Source organism: Sphingobium sp. B11D3D (assembly GCF_025961755.1).
Lineage (GTDB): Bacteria > Pseudomonadota > Alphaproteobacteria > Sphingomonadales > Sphingomonadaceae > Sphingobium.
This window is the reverse complement of the sequence record NZ_JAOQOG010000001.1, coordinates 1,367,824-1,390,076: the sequence shown is the minus strand read 5'-3', so window position 1 is coordinate 1,390,076 and position 22,253 is coordinate 1,367,824. Positions and strand designations below refer to the sequence as shown.

Below are 22,253 nucleotides of genomic sequence, written 5' to 3'. Positions count from 1 at the left end.
CTGAGGGTATTTTCGCCCTTACCTCCTGTCAATATATCTTAGCACTAAGATATTTCTGGCGTATGACGAGCGGATGGAAAGCATGATAAAGACTGCCGGTCGTGACTGAGAAACAACCCCTCCCCGATGGCACCATCATCGTCGAACTGGCCCGCTCCGGCCTGGAACTCACCGTGGCGCCGGGCCAGTCGATCCTTGAGGCGGTGCGCGAGGCCGGCGTTCCGGCCAGCTCAAGCTGCGAGCAGGGCACCTGCGGCGCCTGCGCAACGGAAGTGCTCGCCGGGACGCCCGAGCATTTCGACGCGGTGCTGACACCGCAGGAGAAGCGCGAGGGGAAGATGATGATGATCTGCTGCTCGGGCGCGTTGACCGAGCGGCTGGTGCTGGACCTTTGATGAGCGAGCGGCGGGGCGACTTGCCGGATGACAGCGGATAACTCGTATGGTATACATAATCGTCTACCAATGATTCAGGAGAGGTTTGCTGCGCCCGCCTCCTGGTCCTGTTGCGGGAGCCCCGGTTGCCGCGATCAAAATATTGATGGAGTGGTGAGTGCTCTCGATCCTGAAAAACACCTGGTACGCCGCAGCCTATTCCCATGAACTCGGCGAAGGCACGCTGGCCCGCACGCTGATCGACCAGAAGGCCGTGCTGTTCCGCGACAGCCATGGCGAGGCGGCGATGATCCTCAATCGCTGTCCGCACCGCTTTGCGCCGCTCTCCGCCGGCCGGATCATCGATGACACGCTGGAATGCCCCTATCACGGGCTGCGCTTCAACCGGGATGGCGAATGCGTGCTCAATCCGCACAGCAAGACCAAGGCCGGCCTGCCCGCTGCGAACATTCGCGCCTGGCCGCTGCTGGAGCGCTACGGCATCATCTGGTTTTGGCCCGGCGACCCTGCAAAGGCCGACCCGGCGCTGCTGCCGGTCATCGATTTCCTTGAACAGCCCGATTACTATGCCGTGGTGCGCGGGCTGTTGCACGTGAAAGGTCATTACGAGCTGGTGGTGGATAACCTGCTGGACCTCAGTCACGCCGCCTTTATCCACCCGCAGTTCAGCGGGGGCAATTACACGCCGGAGCAATTGCTCGCCGCCACCACGCAGCGGCTGGAGCGTGGCGATCGCTGGATCACCAATCATCGCATCCGTAGCGGCCTTGGCCCCTCCTCGGCGCATGTCGGCCTGTTCGGCATGGACCCCAAGGTTGTCGTGGAGACCGACACCACCATGACCTGGCATCCGCCGGCGATGCTGGACTTCAAGCTCGGCAGTTGGGAGGTCGGTCAGCCGCGCGAGAGCGGCGCGCATATCCCGCAGCTCCATATCATCACGCCGGAGACCGAGTTCACCTCCCATTATTTCTTCGTCAACGGCCGCAATCGCCGTCGCGATGAGCCGGAGGTCGACCAAGCCCTGCTCGACTTTTTCGATATGGCTTTCCGCCAGCAGGACGAGCCGATGATCGAGATGGTTCAGGAGAATATGGGCGCGGTCAGCGACATCAATGAGTTGAACCCGATCCTGCTTGCGACGGATACGGCGCCGGTCTCCGCGCGCCGCATGTTGGCCGATCTCATCGCCCGCGAACGCGCCGAGGAGGCCTCCGCTTCCCTGAATGCTCCGCGCGCACCCGCGGAGATGGCGCACTGAAGCTCTCGCGCGCCCACAGGTCAAATATTAGAAAGGCGCGCGACCACATGGCATTGACGACGCCAGATTAGTATACTATTTTTTATATTGTTTGCTGCCTAACCAAGCTTCCCACAGAAGAAAGCGGGGTTGGACCAGCCGCTGCCTGTCCTGCGAGTCTCGCGACACACTGGATCGGGCGCCTGAGGGGAGACGGTCTTCAATGCGCATGCTGCTATCTGCAATCGCCCTGGCCCTGGCCGGCCTCACGCTGGGCATGCCGGCGCGCGCGGCAGAGCCGGAAAAGATCGTCGACTCAAGCTGGACCGATGTCGGCAAGACCGGTTACGCCACCAAGCGTCTCGTCCTCGCCTCCGCCTGCCCGGAAGCCTGCCCCTGGGGCGAACTGGGCGAATTCGTGCGCGATGCGATGGCGCCGGAGGGCTATGAGATCATCCTCTGCCGCAATTGCAACCGCACCGAAGGGCCGCGTCTGGTGGGCAAGGCCGCCCTGCCCCCGCCGCTGAAGGAAGGCGATGTGCGCCACGGCACGACCCAGCGAATCAACGCCCCCATCGACTTCGGCATCACCGAGGCATCGATGATGACCTGGGCCTATCGTGGCCAATATATCTATGCCAAGGACGGTCCCTATCCCGCGCTGCGCCTCATCGCACGGATCGAGGACCCGACCTATCTGCTGGTCGCGGTCAAGCCGGAACTCGGCATCAAAAGCCTAGCCGAAATCCGCGCCCGCAAGCTGCCGGTGCGCATTCTCACCGATGGCCAGCCGAGCGAGGCGCCCGTGCTCGCTTATTACGGCCTCGACAAGGCCAGCGTGGAGAGCTGGGGTGGCTCGATCCAGAGCCCGCACGACGTGACGGCGGAGACCCCATTCGACGTCGTCATCTCCAGCCTCGCGAGCCCGGCGAACAATCCTGAATCCTCCTTCTGGACGACGCTGACCGTCGCGCACAAACTCCACTTCCTCGATCTGCCGGACGATCTGCTCGACAAGATGGTCAAGGAGGCGGACATGGTCCGCACCACCGCCCGCTGGGGCGTGCTGCGCGGTGTGGATCGCACGATCAGGACGGTCGGCCGGTCCGGCGAAGTCGTGTTCGGTCGCGCCGATATGCCAGACGACATCGCCTATGCCGCCGCACGCGGCATCGATCGGGCACGCGGCGAGCTAAAATGGTTTGTGCGGCCCTATTCCATCGATCCGCGCACGGTCGGCGACGGCAAGGGTGTCCCGCTGCATCCCGGCGCGGCGCGCTATTATCGCGAAATGGGCTACCTCGACTGATCGGGCGGCTCGCGAGACCCGGACCATGACACCACCAACGACACAGGTCGAACGACCCCAAGGCGCTCGCCAGCAGAAAGAAGCATCATGACCTCGTCACCCAAGCCGCTGACCACTGGCTTCATCGTTCCGGCCGCGCTGAGCGGCGCCATCGGCCTCTATCTGGCGGTCGGCAAGTTCGACACGTTCATGTTCTTCGGCTTCCCGATCCTTGCCGGCATCGTAGGCGCGCTGATCCTGCGGCGGCTGGACCCGAAGCGCACGACGGCGGACCATGTGACCGATGCGATGCGCATCTATTTCGGCCTGCATCTCATCTGGTCGTCCTCGCGCTACTGGCTGACGGACATGCAGCCGGTCGTGCCCCACCCCATCGGCGGACCGTTCATCCAGTCGCTGCTCGATATGGGCCTCTTCCCGGGCATCAAGGCCATGGAGGGCCTTGTCGGCATCGTGTTGCTGACCAACCGGTTCGTGCCGCTAATGCTGGTGCTGCAGGTGCCGACCAGCTTCACGATCTTCTACCTCAACGCCATCGTCGTCGGCCTGCCGCGCCAGCTCATCACAGGACCGCTGGAGATCGGCGTGAACTGCGCGCTGCTGCTGGCCTATTTCCGCTATTACCAGCCTTTCCTGACCGCGCGCGCCTACGCCGCGCCACCGCGCTTCATGGGCGAGAGCGCCCTCGACACGCAGGAGCCGCCCCGCCCCCTTTGAAACCGTCCGCCGTGAGCGCGCGACACCAGAATCGCCCCCGGCCACAGACCAACGCCTGACACGGAGAGAGAGCAGCATGGCATCCTTCACCCCAGCAGCCGGCACGGCACTGCCTGCCGAGCCCAGCGGCGCGGCGTCAGCTGTGGTATCGCATGATCTGGGCACGGCCATTGACAATGCGGCGTGGAGCCCGTTCCAGAAGCTGCTGCTCGGCTGTTTCGCGCTGGTCTTCGCGGTCGACGGGCTGGCCAACCAGTCTCTCGGCATCGTGCTGCCGGCCCTGATCGCGGATTGGGGCATTCCCCGTGGGGCGTTCGCGCCGGTGACGGCCGCCAATCTGGCCGGCGTCGCATTGGGCTCGATCATCGGCGGGATCATGGGCGACCGGATCGGCCGCCGCTGGGCCTTGATCGTTGCCATCCTCCTGTTCGGCCTGATGACGGTGGCAGGTGGCTTCACGCATGACGCCACGCAGTTGCTGCTCGTGCGCTTCCTCGATGGCCTTGGCATCGGCGCGGCGATCCCCAATGGCGCCGCGCTCATCTCTGAATTCACGCCGGAAAAGCGCCGGGGCCGCGCCATTGCCATCGGCATGGTGTTCATTCCCATTGGCGGCATCATCGCCGGCGGGCTCGGCGCCTCGGTGCTGGAGATGTTCGGATGGCGGACCCTGTTCTTCGTCGCAGGCGCCCTGCCAATCCTGCTGGCCCTCGCCTTCATCGTCTTCCTGCCGGAATCGCCGAGCTTCCTGCTGCGCGCCGGCCGGCATGAAGATCTGGCGCGACTGCTCATGCGTTGCCGCATCTCGCATGACCCGGCCCATCGCTTCGATGCACCGCCGCCAGCCAGCACGGTCATCGCGCCGCTGCGGCTGCTGCTCTCGCCGGCGCTGCGCCACCAGACCCTGCTGCTCTGGGGCGGGTTCTTCACCTGCCTGATGGCCTCCTACACCATCTTCAGCTGGGTCCCGACGATGCTGAGCACGCTGGGGTTCGATCTCACCATGACCAGCCTCGGCATCACCACCTTCCATATGGGCGGCGTGGTCGGCGCGTTGTTCAGCGGCATTTTGCTCGATCGCACCGGATTCAGCCGCGCGCATATGGCCCTGGCCGGCGCCGCTGCCCTCCTCGCAGGCGTACTCGCCGTGCTGCTCGGCAGTGATGTGGTCTCGGCGCTCATCATCCTGCCGGTGATGGTCGCGCTCGGCTTCTGCATGGCAGGGCTGCACAACACACTCTACACGCTGGCTGCCACGGCCTACCCAACGGCCGCGCGGGCGACCGGCGTAGGCGTCGCCTCCGCCACCGGGCGGCTGGGCGCGGTGCTCAGCTCGTTCACCGGCGTCATTTCGCTCGATCTGGGCGGCTCCTTTGCCTTCTTCGCCGTCGTCGCCGTGCTGCTCGCTCTATGCGGCCTGGCCGGATTTGCCGCCCGCGCCCGCCCCTTGGCCAGTGCGGCCTGAACGGAGATTCCCATGAAGACGATCCCTCTGCTGCGCCGTCGCGCGCTTGCCGCACTCCTCCTCGCCGGAACTGCCGCCCCGCTGGCCGCCGACACCGGCGCCGCGCCGCAGGTGACGATCCGTCAGGGCGCACTGAAAGGTGCCGAAGCGGACGGCGTGCGCAAGTTCCTCAACATCCCGTTCGGCGCATCGACCGCCGGCGAGCGGCGCTGGAAAGTCCCGCTCGCGGCCTCCGGTTGGAGCGGCCTGCACGATGCAACCCAGTTCGGCCCGATCTGCCCGCAATGGCGCCCGCCGGTCGACCAGCGGCCGATGAGCGAGGACTGCCTTTCGGTAAATGTCTGGGCGCCGGCCGATCACAAAGGCCCGCTGCCGGTGATGGTGTGGATCTACGGCGGCGGCTTCCTGGGCGGATCCAACCGCGAGCCGGCGTATGACGGCACTGCGCTCGCGAAAATGGGTGTGGTGCTGGTTACTCTCAATTACCGCGTCGGCCCGCTCGGCTTCATGGCACATCCTGGCCTTACCGCCGAAGCGCCCTACAAGGCCTCGGGCAATTACGGCATTCTCGACCAGATCGAGGGGCTGAAATGGGTGCGCGATAACATCGCGGCCTTTGGCGGCGATCCGGGCAACGTCACCGTGTTCGGCGAGTCCGCCGGCAGCACCGCGATCAGCATCCTGCAGGCTTCGCCCCTGGCCAAGGGATTGTTCCACCGCGCGATTGGCGAGAGCACGTCCCAGTTCGATCCCGATGGCGGGCTCGTCGGTCGCAAGGACATGCGCGAGGCGGAGGCTTATGGCGCGGACTTTGGCCGCAAGCTTGGCGGCGAAACAGTCGCGCAGCTCCGCGCGCTGCCAATGGACGCCTTCACCAAGGAACTGGCCTTCTTCTGGCCCACCGAGCGTGACGGCTATGTGCTGCCGGACATCGTCTACAACATTTTCGCGGCGGGCAAGCAGAACGACGTGCCCACGCTGGTCGGCTCCAACTCCATGGAGGGATCAAACATCCGCAAGGATTGGGTGCAGCGGTCGGACACGAATGGCGCGGCTTACGACCGGATTTACGGGGCATCCAAGGACCAATTGGGCCAATCTTCGACCGATGCCGTCCAATGGCAGATGCGCAGCTGGGCCAAGCTTCAAGCCAAGACCGGTAAGTCCGGCGCGTGGCTCTACTGGTTCGATCAGCCTTGGCCCGGCAAGCCGGAAATGGGCGCCTTCCATTCAGCGGAGATCGTCTATGTCTTCCGCAACCTGCAGGTCGAGGATCAGCCGTGGACGCCTGAGGATCACAAGCTCTCGGACCTTGTCTCGCATTATTGGGTGAACTTCGCGCGCACAGGCAATCCCAACGGCCCCGGACTGCCGGAATGGCCTCAATACGACGACGCGACACCCCAATTGATGCGCCTCTCCCCGCAGCCGGCCGTCATCGGCACCCCGCGCGCAGAGGCGCAGGCCTTCCTCGACAGCTATTTCGATGCGCGACGCTAGCGATCCGCGTCCGGCGGCTGCGCCGGATCGGGTCAGAGGACCGCAAAAGATGTGGCTGTGATCGACTGCGGCTTGCTGAGCAGGATCGCGAAATCGATCAGCTCGTTTGCTTCGTCACGGTAACTGAGCGTTCCGCTGCCGGTATCGTAAATGACGAACAGGTCGGGATCCGCAGACTGGGTTGAATAACCGAAGTGACCGCTCAGATCGCTGAGGTTGCTGAGCCGGTCAAAAATGCTCTTGTCGAGCGCGATGACGTCACCCGCGCTGACAGAAAAGTCGCTAATTCGGTCGACATTGCTCGGCCCCAGCGCGGTGTTGAAGACGAACTGATCGGCTGCGCCGCCCCCGGTCAGCAGGTTGGAGACATGGTTGCCGATGATCGTGTCGCGGCCTCCCCCGCCGACCGCATTTTCGATCACCGCACCCGCCGCGATCGTATATCCTCCGGATATGGCAAGATTCCGCGATACATAAAGTGTGGGGTCGACGCCGGCCGTGAGCGGATAGGCATTGAGGTTGATGACGCAGTTGAGCGAACTGCCCGCATTGCTGATCGTGTCCACGCCCCCCGCATCCCAGATGCATGCCCAGCCCGTACCCGACTTGCTGGCGGTGGGCAGCGTGTAGACGTCGTTACCGGTGCGGTATGAGAGATTGGCGCCATAGATCGCCTGTATCGCAGCAACATCGAAGACCATCGGCGTCTTCGACAAGCCCCATGCGTAACTGTTTGGCGGCGCCTTCACATCCCAGCCGAAATTGTAGGACATGATAGTCCAGATGCCCTGATTCAGGTCCAGCGTCCCGAGCGCATAGGCATCATTGGCCGCTACGCCCGGAAATTGGGTCTGCGTCACGCCGTTGATGGTATCCGTGAAGGGGTGGCCTAGGCCGAGGGCATGGCCAAGTTCATGCACCAGCGTGTCGAACGCGAGGCCCCCTTCGCTCAGATTCTGCCAATAGGAAATCTCATAGTTGAAGCGGCCGACCTGCGTGGCATTGTATCCGCCGAAGGGAATGGTGAAGTCGGCCAGAATTCCAGGCTCGGTCCAGGTCGAAGCGGGCGATTTTTCGAGAGCGATATTCGCGCCGCCCGCCGCTTCGCCATAGTCATCCGTCTCCTGAAAGTCCAAATTCGCGATATTCTCGTAGAGAGCCAATGCCGATCGCACGGCGCTTTTCTCACTTTCCGACCAGACCGATGCGCCCGAGCCGGCGGAGAAAGAATAAGTGATGATGCCACCGGACCAGCCGGCCTCGCCGATAATCAGAGCGTCGACATACTCACTGCCATAGCCGGAGGCCGCCACATCGTTGGTCGTGTAGGCTTGTGCATTGATCTGCAGCGGGACGGTGGTGCTTGCAGAATTACCCGCGTCATCGCTGACGGTGGCCGTAAATGCCTCCGCCCCGATGCCGAATGACACGATGTCCGCGTGCGTGAGATTCAGGGACCAGGCCTCCGCGACGTCCACCGTCACCACCCGCTGTTCAGAGGCCCCGAAGGTGACGACGACCTTGCTGCCGGCTGTGCCTGTTCCGTGCAGACTGGTCGCGCCCTGCTGAAGGACAGAAGCGCCAGCCACCGGGCTCGTCACGAGGTTGATGATCGCCCCCGTTGACGGGTTGATCGAACTCGCTATCGGATCGAGAAAGCCGGATATCACGGGCGCCACCGGCGGCGTGGAATCGATGGTCAGGACAGTCTCATTGTGCCCGGCTTCGGACAGGTTCCCTGCCGCATCGCGCTGCCGGACCTGAATCTGATCGGCCGCATAGGTTCCCGTAGCAAGGCTGAAGGTCTCCCCCTCGCCCTTGAGCCAGGTCTGTCCGCCGTCGATGCTGTATGTCCAGGATGCTCCCGCCTCCAGAAGCGTGACCAGAATATGGCCGTCATTGGTCAGGCCGTCGGTCTGGGATGTCCCGTTATCGTTGGCCAGCGATAGCCGGGGCGCAACGGGTGCGACCAGATCGACGAACACGCTCGGATCAAAGCCGGCGAGATCCGCTAGAGCGACGTTGGCATCCGCCTTCACCCCCTGGCCGGCCACCTGCGAGCGCACAGCCCCATCGGCGAACACCAGCAGATCGTTGAGCGTGCCGCCGCTGGATGCCACGACGATCGTCTCGACGTGCCCGCTCACAGTGCGGGTGAGCGTCAGGCGCGCGCCGGTGAGGGTCTTGGTGTAGTCGGCCCATTGTCCCCGGAAGTAAACCACATCCACGCCGCCGCCGAGCGAGGCAGCGTCGATCGTGGTTCCCTCGGCGACGTACACCCTATCGACACCGGCACTGCCGAGGATCTGGAACGCGACGCCCGGCTTCGAAGCGGCGACCGTCTCGCCAGCAGGGTTGAAGCATCCGATCTTCACTATGGCGTCCAGAACGGCGCCGGGCGCGGCCGCGCCTTGAGGGGCCAGTGAGGTTTCGCCCGTCGGCACTGGAGCCGCCGTTCCGTCTGCAACATGCGTGTAGAGGGCGTTCACGCTCACGCTGCCATCTGAAAACACCAGCACATCGGGTGCGGTCGTCGCGTTGGCGCCTGCCACATGGACGGTCTCCACTTTACCGTCCACCGTGCGCGTCAGGATCAGCGTCGCGTTATTGCGACTCAACGTGTAATCGGAGAGCTGACCTTCGACATAAATGCGGTCCGCTCCGCCTCCCGTATTCAGAACATAGCTCGCCCCGGGGCGGACAAAAACGGCATCGATCAATGAGGAGCCGAGAAACTGGATGTCCTGACCATCCAACGCCAATCCACCATATGTCACAATGAAATCGATAAACGCGAGGCCATCACCTCCGTTCTTCATCATGATGTATTTAGAGGTCGTCATTGAAATCCAGGTCGGTTAAGATCGTTATATTAAATTAACAATCGTTAAATAAAATATTTGATTTATACTTCGACTTCCGCTCTCTCGGACGCACCGAATTCCGCAAAATTGCAGAGACATTCATTTACATACATTGACTTTACATGTCAGGAAATAGACCATTATTTCTGTCGCGCTTGTCAATAAGCGCAATCCACCGCCACGCTAAGGGTGGGTTGCGGCGCTTTCAGAAAGCGGCAGGAAGCTGATTAGCGGGGTGTCATCGTCAGATCGGCGAACCAAGCTGCCGCGATGGGCTCCCGCACCGGCGACCCAGCTTGTTCTACAGGTCGCGCTCCGCCAGCCAGCGGGCAATGAAATCGGCGATCAGATGATTGTTGGTCTCAGTCGGGAAGCCATGGGTGTTGCCGACGAACCCATGCGCGTCGAGCGGGACGAGATCGACCGGGACGCCCGCCTTCTCCAGAAACTGCGCGGTGCAATGGTCATAGCCGGCATGATAGGATGCCCCGCCGACCAGCACGATCACCGGCACCTGCGCCAGATTGACCAGCCGGGGCATTTTGCCCGCCACCGTCCAGCAGCCCACCTTGTGGCCGTCCTCCGGCGGCAGTTGGGCGAGCGGCCCGAAGTCGCGCAGATCGGTGACCGGCGGATCGAAGCGCAGGCCAGCATATGTGATGCCGAAGGGCCGCGCGACCGGATCGCCCGGCGCGCCCATGGGCGGGGCGTTGTAAAAAGGCGGGCCATTCGGTTCGGCGGCGACGATGGCTTTGACGAGGCCGGGCCGGGCATCGGCGATCTGCCAGCCTGTCGTCCCCGCCCGCGAATGGGTGACGAGAATGGCGGGGCCGATCCTGTCCAGCAGCGCGGCGCCCGCCTCCCGGTCCAGCCGGTCGACATAGACGCTGACCGCCAGCGCATCGCCGGGCGCGCCGAAGGGCACCTCGATGGTCGATTGGCGCGCGCGACGCATGTAGGCGGTAGCCGGATCGTCAGGGGCGTTCGTGCCGGGCAGATGCGCTGGCTTGCTGGTCGGCGGAGGCGGTGCCGCCTGCCCTTCCCGCGCGGGAAGTCCGGCGGGAGGCATCAGCTTGCGCCCATCGACCGCCTCATAATGCGGCGAGCGGCCCAGCGTCGGGCGATCCACCACATAGACGGCATAACCCTTGCGCAGGAACAGCGTCGCCCAGCCCTCGCGGCAATCCGGCGTGCTCCAGAAGCTCGCCCCGCTGGAGGCGCCGCCGTGGAAGAATACCAAGGGATAGGGATGCGTCTGCTGCGCCGGGATCTGATATTCGACGTACATGGCGCCGGCGATCACCGGCCCGTCCGGCGTCTGCGCCTCATGCCCGCCGACGAAGAAATTGCCCTGCCGCGCAATGACGAGCGGCTGTGTTACAGGGGCGCTCTCCTGCGCGGGCGCAGCAGAAAGCGGCAGCGCCGCCAGCAGACAGGCGAGCAGTGGCAGGCGGATGGACGTCATACCCGCTCAGCGCCGAAGATAGACAGTAAGGTAGGTGATGCCGATGGCCGCCGCTATACCCATAAGCGCGGCAAGGGCGTGCCGCGCGGGCACCATGCGCGAGCCCTGCGCGGGGGTTGAACCGCCGGGTGGACCTGCGCTGCACGCCAGCATCGGACGATAGCGATGGAGATAGCCGAACGACATGACCGCGTTCAGCCCGATAATGACGGCCGCCACACCCATGCCGAACGGACGGCCATGCGATGCCGTGACGAACGCAATCATCAACGTGATCGGCCAGGCGGCGACAACCGCCAGCGCCGCGAACAGATCGAGCAGCAGGGCCAGGCCAATGGTGACTTCCAGCGCCTTGACCAGCGCCATCACGCCGGATTCTGCCAGTTCAGGCACGAGACCCGGCCCGGGCTGGATCGACCGGTCCAGATAGAATTCCAGCCAGTAGTTCAGCCCGTGGAACAGGAACCAGCCGCCATAGAGAAACTGGCAGGCATAGACGACACTGCCGAAGATCGTGCGCCCACCGGTGGGCGAAGCGACTGTGCTGGGTGCCATGGCGGATCGCCTCCGGTGCAACTGACGGACCGGACGAAGCCCTTGGGCTTCGTCCGGGCGCCCCCCTCAGCCGTTAGAACTTCTTCGAGAGCTGGAACGAGATGTACCGGCCCATCGAGCTGGAATAGCTGGAGTCGAACCGGATCGGCGTGGCGCCACCCGCATTCACCACCAGCGGCGGATCGGCATCGAACACGTTGAGCACGTTCAGCGATGCCGCCAGACCATTGGTGATCATCGATCCGGTTTCGCCGAAATTGTAGCGCAGGCTGAGGTCCACCGTCGTGATCGGATCGATGTTCTGATACTGATCGGGCACGGCTGCCGGCAGGAAGTCGCGCGTGATCGTGCGCGAATTCACATAGTTGAGGAACACGGTGCCGGAGAAGCCGCCGATGTCCACGCCCGCTTCCACCTTGCCGGTGAAGCGCGCCGGATAGCCGAAGTGGTTCACCTCATCCTTGAGCGCAACGCCGGGCACCGGCGAGGTCTTGTAGTGGAGGACATAGTTGGCCCGGGCGCCGAAGCGGAAATCGATGCCATTGCCATAGAGCGTATAGTCGAGCGAGACGTCGAAGCCGTCCGTCTCCACCACGCCGCTGTTATTGCGGCGCGCATCGACGATGGCGATGACGGTGGTCGGGTCGACCAGGCCCAGCACCGGCAATTGCGGATCGGCCGTGATCTGGTTCCAGTACGCGACATACTGGGCCAGCGTCTGGTTGGTCTTGCTCGGGAAGTAGACCGGGTTGAACACGATGAAATCGTCATAGGCGCCCGAGTTCAGCACCGCGCCGATCGGCGCGTTGTAGGCGGCCGTGTCGACCTTATCCTTGTAGACGATATTGTAGTAGGTCAGGCTGAAGTTGAAGCCCTTGGCCAGTTCCGGCGTCAGGTCCATGCCCAGCGACCAGGTCGTGGCCGTCTCCGGCTTCAGGTCCGGATTGCCGCCAATCGGATAGACATATTGGAACGAGCCCGCAGCGGGCGACAGGCCCACGGCCGAGCCGCTGCCGGTGCGCGGCAGGAAGCCGGCGGTGGCATATTTGTTGACGTCGACCAGCGAGGGCGCGCGGAAGGATGTGCCGTAGCTGCCGCGGAACTGGATGCCGGATGCCGGGGCGTACGTCACACCGAAGCGCGGATTGGTCGTCGAGCCGACGTCGCTATAGCGATCGTAGCGGACGGCCGCGTTGAACTCGAGCTTCTCCAGACCCGGCCGGGCGTTGTCCGGACCGAACAGCGGCACATAGGCTTCTGCATAGACGGAACGCACGTCGCGCTCGTTAGAGGTCGGCACGCCGGCGAAGGTATCGACATTCGCAGTGCGCGTGTTGGAGAGCTGGCCGTTGCCGAACAGATAGTCGAAACGGATCTCACCGCCGACCGAGACGCGCACGTCACCGCCCGGCAGGCGGAAGAGTGAGCCGCCGATATTGGCCGAGCCGCCATAGCTGCGATTAAACACTTCAAGTTCGGTCTGCGCGCGGAAGAGCGCCAGAGTCGCCTCGGAATTACAATCGAACTGCTGCCCGTCGCAGAACGGGTTGAAGAACGGCACGCTCGCCGGCTTGGTGGTGCCGGCGACGGTAGCGCCCAGCGCCCGGTTAAGGCCATTGGTATTGAGCTGGTTGGTCGCCAGGCTGTAGCCTTTGTTCTCGCTGTAATAAGCGGTGACGTTGGCGTTCCAGCTGTTGCTCAGCTTCATTTCCAACCCGCCCGAAAGCGACCATATCTGCTCATAGCCTGTGATCGTTTGCGGCCCCAGGTCCTCAAGGAAGCTGTAGGGCACGCTCAGCGTCCCGTTGGCCGGGCAATTGAGCGTGGCACTATCGTCCACCTTGCCCGCCGCGCACGGGCTGAACGGGTTGGTGCTCGGCACCGAGAGCGTCGCTGTCGAGGCGATGCCGCGGTTGGTAAGTTCACGCCGCGAGAACAGGCCGTCGGCCACGAACGTCACGTTATCGTCGAAATCCTGGCGGAAGGTGCCGACCACCGTATGCCGCTTGCCGGAAGGAATGGCATCGGCGCCGATCCATGCATTCTCGCGATTGGGCGTCGCCGTCAGCTTGCCCAGCGTCACGTTCGTGCCATTCTGCCCGGCGGGAATACCATAGAAGCTCGACCCGAACTGAACGTTGCCTGGATTGGTGAGCACCGGGTTGGGCGCGCCGCCATAAGGCGAGAGGTCGCTGTTATACAGGTTCGGCCGGTCGGCGGCTTCCAGCGCGGTACGGTTCTGATACTCGTAGGCGAGGAAGAAGCCGCCGCTGGACCAGCGCCGCCCGAAGGCGACCGAGCCGATATACTCCTCGACGGAGTCGGCAAAACCGGCGCGGGCCTGCACCTCGAACACATTGTCCGGCCGGCGCATGATGAAGTTGACGACACCGCCGACCGCATCCGACCCGTAAATGGCCGAGCCGCCGTCCGCGACCACTTCGATGCGCTCCAGCGCGATGGCGGGGATGTTATCGGCATCGAAGAGCTGGCCATTGGCGCCCTGCGGGGCGACACGGTGGCCGTTCACCAGGCTGAGCGTCGAGGCCGTGCCCAAACCGCGCAGGTTGATCGACTTGGCGGCGAAGGAATTGAGCGACGTGTTCTGGATGATCGATCCACCCTGCTGCTCGTTATTGCCGCCGAAGTTGACGATCTGGGGGAGCTTGCGGAGCGCGTCGTTGGTGGTGCTGACGCCGAGCTTCTCGATCTCCTCGCGACCGACGGGGATGACCGGCGAACCGACCGGCGCGACGCCCTTGATGCGCGTGCCGGTCACGATAATCGCGGCATCCCCGGCATCCGTAGAGCTGCCCTGCTGGGGCGATGCATCCTGCTGCGCCATGGCGGGCACTGCGCCGAGCGCCGCCAACACCAGAGCCGAAGCGGAGACCGCCAGTTTCAGACCCGTCCGTTCGCGGACAGAAAAATTCCGTGCCTTCATCTCATCTCCCTCCCCTTGCTCCCGATCATGGCCGGGATGCCTGAGCGACTGGCACCTCGCCAGACCGCCGAATTCATCGGTATATTAAATGTTATTTGATTTTGTATAACTATATTGAGCCTTGTCGTCAAGGCGATCCTCGCGTTCCCAAGGCGGCGCGGCGCGCGGCTTCGCGCGAAGCATCGGGCGGTAATGCTGGAAATAGGCGAGCATCAGCAGCACGTTTACGCCCAGTTCGGTCGGCCCGGTGAGCAGGCCACTAAGCCGCGCAGTGATGAAGGTGTTGAGATAGAACACCGTCATGCTCGTCGGCACTTCCAGCACGAGGGCCAGCGGAACGAAACGGTTGCTCAGCAGCATTACGCCGACAATTCCCTCCAGCACCTTGACCGCCGGGAAAATGCCGGTCGCAAAGAGCGAGGCAAGGAACGGCCCCGCAATCGGATGCATGGGCGCCCCGGAGGGTTGCATGTCCGTGAACCAGAAGCGCAGGCACGACCAGAGCAGATGCCCGCCAAAGTAGATGCGCATCACATCGGTCGCCTGGTCAATCGTCCGCCAATCGGCATGGCGGCGCGTGTTCGCCCAGGCCACCGCAACACCGGCCACCATAGGCAGGCCGAAGAAGATGAAGGAATCAAAACTCAGCAGATTGAACGATAAGCCTGCGATACAGATCAGTATCGCCGCGACGATCTTTGCCTGGTGCCCCATCGATGCATCCCCTCCAGCGCAGGATCAGGCAGGGGGCACTTCGTACCCCTCACGCCTTCAGCGCTGATGGTCATGCTAGGGCCATCCCCCGCATCGTGTCAACATTTTGAATTTAGTTTTGACTAACGATCTTATTTGTTCGGCGGCGGTAGGTCGCCCAGCAGCGGTGCCAGCGGAACGCGCGCATACATCACCTGCCCTGCCCCGCCCGCCGGCCAGCCTGTCCAGGCGGCGTGAAACGCGTCTCTCCCCGCGCCCAGACTGCTGATGAAGTCCCCGCCCGCCGAATAATCCTTTGCCAGCGCGTCCGGCACGCGCGAGGAGGCGGGCGAGACGCGCCGCACCGGCCCGAAGCGCTCACCATCGGTAGACGCCGCGATATAGAGGTCATAGCTGCCGTCGGCATGATAGCCCCGCCAGAGCAGCCCCAGCACGCCTCCGGGCGTATAGGCCAGCGCCGGCCGCGACGACCGCACCACACCTTCAGGCGCGGCCGGGCCATCCAATGTCTGCCAGTGGGCGCCGCCATCCCGCGTGATGCGCACCGCTGGCGTCCCCGCCTTGTCGGACGCCAGCGCGAGCGCATATTGCCCAGCATGGGCCGGATGCGCGGCGATCGGCGGATAATGGACCAGCCGGTCGAAATACTCGACCTGTGTGACGAGGTGCCGCTGCACCGTCGCTCCGCCATCCGCGCTGGTGGCGAAGACCACGCACAAGCACTTGACGCCATCGACCGGCACGGCTTCCGCCAGATAGCTGTAGGCAAGCGTACCGTGGGCGACGACATAATGCCCGTCCCAGCGCTGCGGCCAGCCGGGCGCACCAAAGGCGCGGATCGGCCCCCAGCTTTTGCCGCGATCCTTCGAGACGGTGTAGAAGCGCTGCGAGCGCAGCGCCTCGCCCGGCGGGGCCGGATAGCCGCCGGAGAGGATGATTTCCCCGCTCACCGCGTCGATCACGCCGCGCCCCCCGTCCCATGGCACATGCGTCGCTTCGGCCGGGACCGTGGCATTGGCCTCGAACCGCGCCTCTTCCCCCGTCGCGATGCCGCTGGAGATCGGGGACCAATTGTGGCCCCAGTCGGTCGAAAGGCGCATGACTACCCGCCCTGACGCATGCTCGCCCTCCGGCGCGTTCTGCGGCAGCACGCCCGCCAGCGTCGCGCCGATCAGCAGCTCGCCCTGCGGGCCAATGTCCACATAAGGCGAGTTGCACACGGGCGTGTCGGCCATCGTCCAGACCAGCGGCTGGGTATCGAAGCTGCGCCCACCGTCCTTGGACAGCGAAAGGTGGCACTGCATGCCCCGCTCGCCGGCGGGTTCGCCAGGCCTTGTCATGGCCAGATCCCGCCATATGACCGCGACGCGCTGCGGGTCAGCGGGGTCGACCGCGATCTCCGGCACCGAGGCGGAAAAGGCCGCGCCGCCGGTGCTGAGTTGCTGGACCGTCGGCATCTCCGCCTCCGGTCGTGCCCCCGCAGGATGACAGCCCGCCACCAGTGCCACTGCTCCTAAGCCAGCAAGCGCCCGCACCCCGCCCTTACCCTGCGCCAGACCGACCATATCCACTCTCCCTCGACCAGCAAAAAGACCGATTTGGACGGCCCCTTTACAATCGATTGTATTCATGTGAGTCTAACAATTCCAGATGCCAATTTGCGATGCGGCACAAAAATCAGACTAAATGAGAGGTTTATATGGGAGAATCATTCGCCAAACGCCCGGCGTACAGCCTGTGGTCGCGACTAGTGGCGCTTACGGGCGCATCGGTGGTCGCGCTGGCCTTCCCCGCCGCCGCACCGGCCCAAACGGCTGACAAGGCGGACAGCAATCCAGTGAAGATCGATGCCGACGGCACAGTGCATGTGCCCGCCATGAGCGTACCGGTTTCCAGTTTCCTGACCGATGAAGCCAAGGCCTATCTGGCCGAGCATCTGCACGACATGCAGGACCGTGAATCGAAGACGCTGCCGGAAAATGGCGTCCCCTTCTTCATGAAGCCCTATATGGCCTCGGCCAAGGCGATGTTCCCGCTGGTCCGGCAGGAAACGACCATCGCAGGCGTGCCCGCCATCACTTACACGCCTACGCAAGGGGTCAAGCCGCAGAACCAGAAGCGCATTCTGCTCAACCTGCATGGCGGCGGCTTCGGCGGCTGCTACCCGGGTTGCGCCGAGTTGGAATCGATGCCGATCGCGTCGCTCGGTGGCTATAAGGTCATCACGATCGATTATCGCCAGGCGCCGCAATATCGCTTCCCGGCTGCCAGCGAGGATGTCGCCAGCGTCTATCGCGAACTGCTCAAGAGCTACAAGCCGGCTGATATCGGCATCTATGGCTGCTCGGCGGGTGGCATGCTCGTTGGCATGGCGATGGCCTGGTTCGATAAGGAGAAACTCCCCATGCCCGGCGCCATCGGCATTTTCTGTGCCGGCATGACGCTGGAGAAAGGCCCCGGTTTCGGCGGTGATGCGCATTATACCACCGCCGCCATCGGCGAGGCGAACCCGCCGGCGGAACCGCCGCCGCCGCTCGGCAAGGGTCTGCCGCCGCTCCAATATCTTGAGAAGGTTGACATCAAGGACCCGCTGGCCGCACCGGCCAACTCGCTCGAACTGCTGGCCAAATTCCCGCCGACGCTGTTCATCACCGGCACGCGGGCCTTTGAACTGAGCTCCGCAGTCTACTCACATGGCCAGATGGTGAAGGCCGGCGCCGATGCCGATCTGCATGTGTGGGACGGCCTGTTCCACGGCTTCTTCTACAATCCGGTCATCCCGGAATCGCAGGATGCCTACAAGGTCATCGTCAACTTCTTCGACAAGAAGCTCGGCAAGTAGCGGCTGGAATGCGGCGCAGCGGTCTCCCGTCTGCGCCGCATGTCAGTAAGGAGCCGGCGGCGGGCCAGCCTCCATGCCGGCGCCCACCCAGTCGAACCGGTCGTCATGATCCTTGGCGATGGGCACCGGCGCAAAGCTGCTGGCGGCGTTGATGTCCCCCCGGCCCGTATAGCGTATCTGCACCGGGAACGGATAGGTCGGGCGGCGGCGGATCGTGCCATCCTCCAGAATGGCAGCGCCTTCCACCGCACCCGGCGCCGCGCCCCGCTCTACCCAATTGACCATCGGCCCGAGCAGGTCGTGCTGGTAGCCGATATAGCCGCCAGCGCAGTGATAGACGCCGGGGAACATGTAGACCCGCATGAACGGGTCGGTCCCGGCAAAGCCGCCCATCGCGTCCCGGACGCGCTGATAATAGTCCGGCAGTAGCCATGATCCTGCGGCATTGTCCGCCTCGCCCTGCCACATGATCAGCTTGCCGCCGCGCGCCTTGAATGCGGCGAGATCGGGATTGCTGGCGTTATAATAGCCGCCCTTGTCGATCAGATCGGCCAGGGCCGCCGCATCGGGCTTCCATGTGCGCCAGTCGAAATCCTGATGGGCCTCGCCACTGTAGATCATGAACTTGATCTGGTTCGCCGCCAATTGATAGCCGTCGGCCACGAAGCTGCCCGGCCCGGTCCACAGCAATTCGGACCCGTAAGGCTCGCCGCCAAAGAACAAGGGCCGGCCCTGTGCATCCCTCGGCCCTTCGTAAAGCCGGTGCATCGTCTCGGCCTGCTGCGCCGACACGCAATCGGTCCGCTGCCCCGGCTTGCAGACGAGGGTGCGCGGATCAAACCGGCAGCGACGGGGATTGTCGATCTGGCCATCCTTGAGGCCATCAAGGCCGTCGCATGCCGCCATCACTGCCCGATGAAGCAATTGGGTGGATTGCGGCGTGAGAAGGGCTTGGCCATCCTCACCCCTGGCCACCTGAGACTCATGGATGATGCGGACGACGCCCGGCGTGATCCACAGAGCGGGCGCACCTGCGATGATGCCGTCGAAATCCTCAGGATAGCGCTGCGCTTCCATCATGGCCTCGCGCCCGCCATTGGAGCAGCCCATGAAGTAGGAGTAAGCCGGCTTGCGTCCGTAGAAGCGGGCGAGGATCTCCTTGGCGACACGCGCCGTCACATGCGCCGCACGATAGGCGAAATCCGCCCGCAATTGCGGGGCATGGGCGGCCCACAGCGTATCGCGCGCGTCCGGCCCGACATGGCCGCTATTGTTGAAGCTCACGGCAAATGCGCCGCTGAAGGCCGTCTGATTATCGCAGGAGGGCGACACCGTCTGATAGATGACGCCACAGGCCCCGCCACAGCCACCCTGCAGGTAGCGACCGGTGTAGGTTTCTGTCGGCAGGTGCAGCTCGAACTGAATCTGCGGCGCGATCATGCCCTTGATCCGGCAGAAGGCCACGCCATTGTCGCGCGTCTCCAGCGTTGCGCTGCTGATCCGCGCAGGCGCGCCCTCGATGGTCAGCAGATCCTCGGCGGGCAAGGCGTCGCAGGCCATGACCGGCATCACGACCGGCCGCTCGGGCAGCGGCGTGAAATGGACCGGCGGCATCGGGGATTTCGCCGGTTGCGACTGAAGCGACGCGCTGCTGACACAAGCGAGCATGACGCCCACCGCGAGTCGTGCCAGCCCCTTGATCCAACCTGTCCGCATAAGCCCTTCCCTCTCCGATACTTCGCGTTCAGCGCGGTTTTATGGTCTGATCCGCTTCCCCGCTCTCGCCGTGATAATGCCGGTCGATGAGGTCGAGCAGCACCGGCTCGCGCTCGCCGATTGGCGCCGCGCCCTCCGCGCCGAAGCGCAGCGCGACATGGGCCGGCACGCCATGAGCCGGCCATTGCGGCAGACCGGCTCCATTGGGATTGCCGGTGCGCGCGAAGTTCAGCCAGTATCCGCTCAGCAGCCGATGGATCATCTGCTCCTCGGCATCGAGCGTCCGCCCTGCGGGCTGATAATTGCCGAAGATATAGGCCAGCTCCGCGCCATGATGGGCCGTGCGCGGGCGCCCGGCCGGCTGGGGCGGCGCATAATCGAACACATAGCGATAGACAGGCGCCCGGCCGGTCTTCGTCTGCAGGCCAGACCACATAGCGGCCGTAAAATTCCCCCATTCGACATTGGTGAGGCGCCAGCGGGCATCGGTGGGATCGGCCTCCCCGTCGGCACCGATGGCGGCTGCGACGGCCGGCGCCAGCGGACCATATTCGGCCTGCAGGCCCGCATTCAGCGCCTCCCGGCTGATCTCGGGCGGGCGCCCGAATTCCTGCGTGGTGCCACCGATAATCATCGGCACATCATTCTGCGCCCCGGCCAGATATATCTCGCGCACGCTGCGCGGCAGCAGCCAGCCATCGACATTTGGCTCATATTTCTGATCGTCCGGGATCAGCAGCTTGTCCGTGGGCAGCTTGCGCAAGGCCGCAAGGCTGGTCACGCCGCGTTCCGCCATGAACGCTTCGCCCAGGCTCTCGGCCTTGCGCAGCGGCAGGGCCGCGCGCACGCCGAAGGACGAACCGGATTCGCCGATGGCCTTGGCAAACAGCCCCTTGGCAAGCGGCGAGGCGGTGAGGATGTTCACTGTCTCGGAGCCGGAGGACTGGCCTAACACCGTCACATTCTGCGGATCGCCCCCGAAGGCGGCGATATTCTCCTGCACCCAGCGCAGCGCGGCAACGGCATCGAGAACCCCGTAATTGCCCGAGGCCCCATGGGGCGATTCAGCGCTCAACTCCGACGTCGCGAGGAAGCCGAGCGCGCCGACCCGATAGCCAAAGCTCACCAGCACCACACCCTGCTGCGCCAGCGCGCGTCCATTGAAGATCGGCAGCGCAGTCGATCCACCGCGAAAGCCGCCGCCATAGATCCACACCATCACGGGGCGCTTGGCCTGCGCGCCCATCTGCGGCGTCCAGACATTGAGATAAAGGCAATCCTCGGACGTATCCTTGCGCGCCGGCAGCCCACCGGGGCAGGCTGGCGCAAAGGTCGTCGCCTGCCGGGGTCGGGTCCAGCCCGCCGGCTCTGCAGGCGGCCGCCAACGCAGCTCGCCGGTCGGCGCAGCTGCATAGGGCACGCCCTTGAACACCAGCACGTCATAATCGCGCGTACCGACGACGGGACCATAGGTCGTCGCGGCGCGCGGGGCCTCCGCCGAGCCCCCCTGCGCCTGAGCTGAAGTGGGCGCTGCCACGAGCGTAGCTGCCATCGTCAGGGCTGCCAGCAAGCGGCCTCTCCCGGCGGTCTTCCTCATGCGATCAACCATTGGCACGGCCCCCGCTCGCGCAATCATGGGTCGCGAAGAAGTCGAGCGTCTGCGGCAGATAGCGCACCCAGGCATCGCCATGCGTGCCCTCGGGAATCAGTTCCATCCGCGCATCGATGCCGGCAGCTTTCAGGCGCTCCGTCAGCGTCTGCGTGTCGGATGCGTTCGCGCGATCATCCTTGCCGCCATGCACCAGCAGCACGCTGGAGATGGGCTTCAGCTGCTCGACCGGATAGTCCGGCCAGGGCGGCCCGCCGCTCGCGGAGATGGCGCACCAACGCTGCGGATCGGTCTGCGCGAAATGCAGGACCCCGGTCATGCCCATGGAATTGCCCATCAGATACACGCGGCGCGGATCGATATTATAATCCGCCATCGCCTTGGCCACCACGTTGCGCACATCCGCCTCGGCCAGCGCGGATTGCTGCTCCGGCGTCATCGTCGCTTTCTTCCCCATGTCGGGCAGCGCCGAGGGGAGCGGAAGATTGGCGCCATAATCGGCCATGCCATTATAGCCATTGGGCGAGACCACCACGAAGCCATGCTTTTCCGCCTCCCGCTGAAGCGCCCCCCCGGCATCGTCAAAGGGGCCATCAGCCGTGTTGCCGTAGCCATGCAGGATGAGCACCATCGGCCAGTGCCGGTCTGCGCGCCAGTTTGATGGCAGAAAGACCCGGTACGCGATCTCCTCACCCTTGGCCTGCGGCATGGCATAAGTGAGCTTGAGATCGCCGGTCTGTACCGTGCTCGCATTCGCCGCGGCCGAATTGTTCTGCGCATCCGGCGCGGCCCCGTTGCACCCGGCCAGCAGCAAGCCCAGAGCACCGAGCGCGAAAAGCGCCTTGCCCCCGGAAAACCGCGCAGCTAGCTTGGCGTCAGGCCTTTGAAATGGGGGCATCATCGCTCTCCTCAATCCTC

The 22,253-nt window shown here is 64.2% G+C and carries 16 protein-coding genes; 7 read left to right on the top strand and 9 right to left on the bottom strand.

Annotated elements, in window-relative coordinates; all coding sequences use genetic code 11:
* Nucleotides 1-101: 101 nt before the first annotated feature.
* The 6 genes from M2334_RS06525 (at nt 102) to M2334_RS06500 (ending at nt 6,626) form a co-directional block, all read left to right on the top strand.
* Nucleotides 102-395, top strand: coding sequence for a 2Fe-2S iron-sulfur cluster binding domain-containing protein (locus M2334_RS06525; RefSeq protein ID WP_264570766.1), 294 nt, complete (start codon nt 102-104; stop codon nt 393-395).
* Between the two features lie 157 nt (nt 396-552).
* Nucleotides 553-1,656: an aromatic ring-hydroxylating dioxygenase subunit alpha gene (locus tag M2334_RS06520; RefSeq protein WP_264605051.1), complete on the top strand. Its 1,104-nt coding sequence runs from the start codon at nt 553-555 to the stop codon at nt 1,654-1,656.
* A 208-nt stretch (nt 1,657-1,864) separates the two neighbouring features.
* A complete protein-coding gene (locus tag M2334_RS06515) occupies nt 1,865-2,944 on the top strand; it encodes a TAXI family TRAP transporter solute-binding subunit (protein WP_264605050.1) in 1,080 nt (359 codons plus the stop codon).
* 87 nt (nt 2,945-3,031) lie between these two features.
* Complete coding sequence (locus tag M2334_RS06510) at nt 3,032-3,661, top strand: dipeptidyl peptidase 3 (protein ID WP_264605049.1); 630 nt, start codon at nt 3,032-3,034, stop codon at nt 3,659-3,661.
* Between the two features lie 76 nt (nt 3,662-3,737).
* On the top strand, nt 3,738-5,126 hold the full coding sequence (locus M2334_RS06505; RefSeq protein ID WP_264594244.1) for an MFS transporter: 1,389 nt from the start codon (nt 3,738-3,740) through the stop codon (nt 5,124-5,126).
* 12 nt (nt 5,127-5,138) lie between these two features.
* The gene (locus M2334_RS06500; protein ID WP_264605048.1) at nt 5,139-6,626 is read left to right on the top strand and encodes a carboxylesterase/lipase family protein; all 1,488 of its coding nucleotides are present in this window, start codon (nt 5,139-5,141) and stop codon (nt 6,624-6,626) included.
* Between the two features lie 32 nt (nt 6,627-6,658).
* Here the strand turns inward: M2334_RS06500 and M2334_RS06495 are convergent, their stop codons facing one another.
* From M2334_RS06495 to M2334_RS06470, 6 genes are all read right to left on the bottom strand, one after another.
* A complete protein-coding gene (locus tag M2334_RS06495) occupies nt 6,659-9,448 on the bottom strand; it encodes a M10 family metallopeptidase C-terminal domain-containing protein (RefSeq protein ID WP_264605047.1) in 2,790 nt (929 codons plus the stop codon).
* Between the two features lie 343 nt (nt 9,449-9,791).
* On the bottom strand, nt 9,792-10,955 hold the full coding sequence (locus M2334_RS06490) for an alpha/beta fold hydrolase (RefSeq protein WP_264605046.1): 1,164 nt from the start codon (nt 10,953-10,955) through the stop codon (nt 9,792-9,794).
* Between the two features lie 6 nt (nt 10,956-10,961).
* Entirely contained in the window at nt 10,962-11,510 is a 549-nt protein-coding gene (locus M2334_RS06485) for a hypothetical protein (protein WP_264605045.1), read from the bottom strand.
* Nucleotides 11,511-11,583: 73 nt separating this feature from the next.
* Entirely contained in the window at nt 11,584-14,454 is a 2,871-nt protein-coding gene (locus tag M2334_RS06480) for a TonB-dependent receptor plug domain-containing protein (RefSeq protein WP_264605044.1), read from the bottom strand.
* 84 nt (nt 14,455-14,538) lie between these two features.
* Nucleotides 14,539-15,168 carry a hypothetical protein gene (locus tag M2334_RS06475; RefSeq protein ID WP_264605043.1) on the bottom strand — a complete coding sequence of 210 codons (630 nt, stop codon included), beginning with the start codon at nt 15,166-15,168 and terminating at the stop codon, nt 14,539-14,541.
* A 131-nt stretch (nt 15,169-15,299) separates the two neighbouring features.
* On the bottom strand, nt 15,300-16,733 hold the full coding sequence (locus M2334_RS06470; protein ID WP_264605042.1) for a sialidase family protein: 1,434 nt from the start codon (nt 16,731-16,733) through the stop codon (nt 15,300-15,302).
* Nucleotides 16,734-16,867: 134 nt separating this feature from the next.
* Here M2334_RS06470 and M2334_RS06465 point away from each other — a divergent pair, with 134 nt between their 5' ends.
* Complete coding sequence (locus tag M2334_RS06465) at nt 16,868-18,010, top strand: alpha/beta hydrolase (RefSeq protein ID WP_264570778.1); 1,143 nt, start codon at nt 16,868-16,870, stop codon at nt 18,008-18,010.
* Nucleotides 18,011-18,052: 42 nt separating this feature from the next.
* On the opposite strand, the gene M2334_RS06460 is transcribed toward M2334_RS06465, so the two are convergent.
* From M2334_RS06460 to M2334_RS06450, 3 genes are read right to left on the bottom strand one after another with little or no spacing between them, the layout of a single operon-like run.
* Nucleotides 18,053-19,726 carry a tannase/feruloyl esterase family alpha/beta hydrolase gene (locus tag M2334_RS06460; RefSeq protein WP_264605041.1) on the bottom strand — a complete coding sequence of 558 codons (1,674 nt, stop codon included), beginning with the start codon at nt 19,724-19,726 and terminating at the stop codon, nt 18,053-18,055.
* A gap of 28 nt (nt 19,727-19,754) precedes the next feature.
* The gene (locus tag M2334_RS06455) at nt 19,755-21,323 is read right to left on the bottom strand and encodes a carboxylesterase/lipase family protein (RefSeq protein ID WP_264605040.1); all 1,569 of its coding nucleotides are present in this window, start codon (nt 21,321-21,323) and stop codon (nt 19,755-19,757) included.
* 4 nt (nt 21,324-21,327) lie between these two features.
* A complete protein-coding gene (locus tag M2334_RS06450) occupies nt 21,328-22,233 on the bottom strand; it encodes a dienelactone hydrolase family protein (RefSeq protein ID WP_264594233.1) in 906 nt (301 codons plus the stop codon).
* Nucleotides 22,234-22,253: the final 20 nt, after the last annotated feature.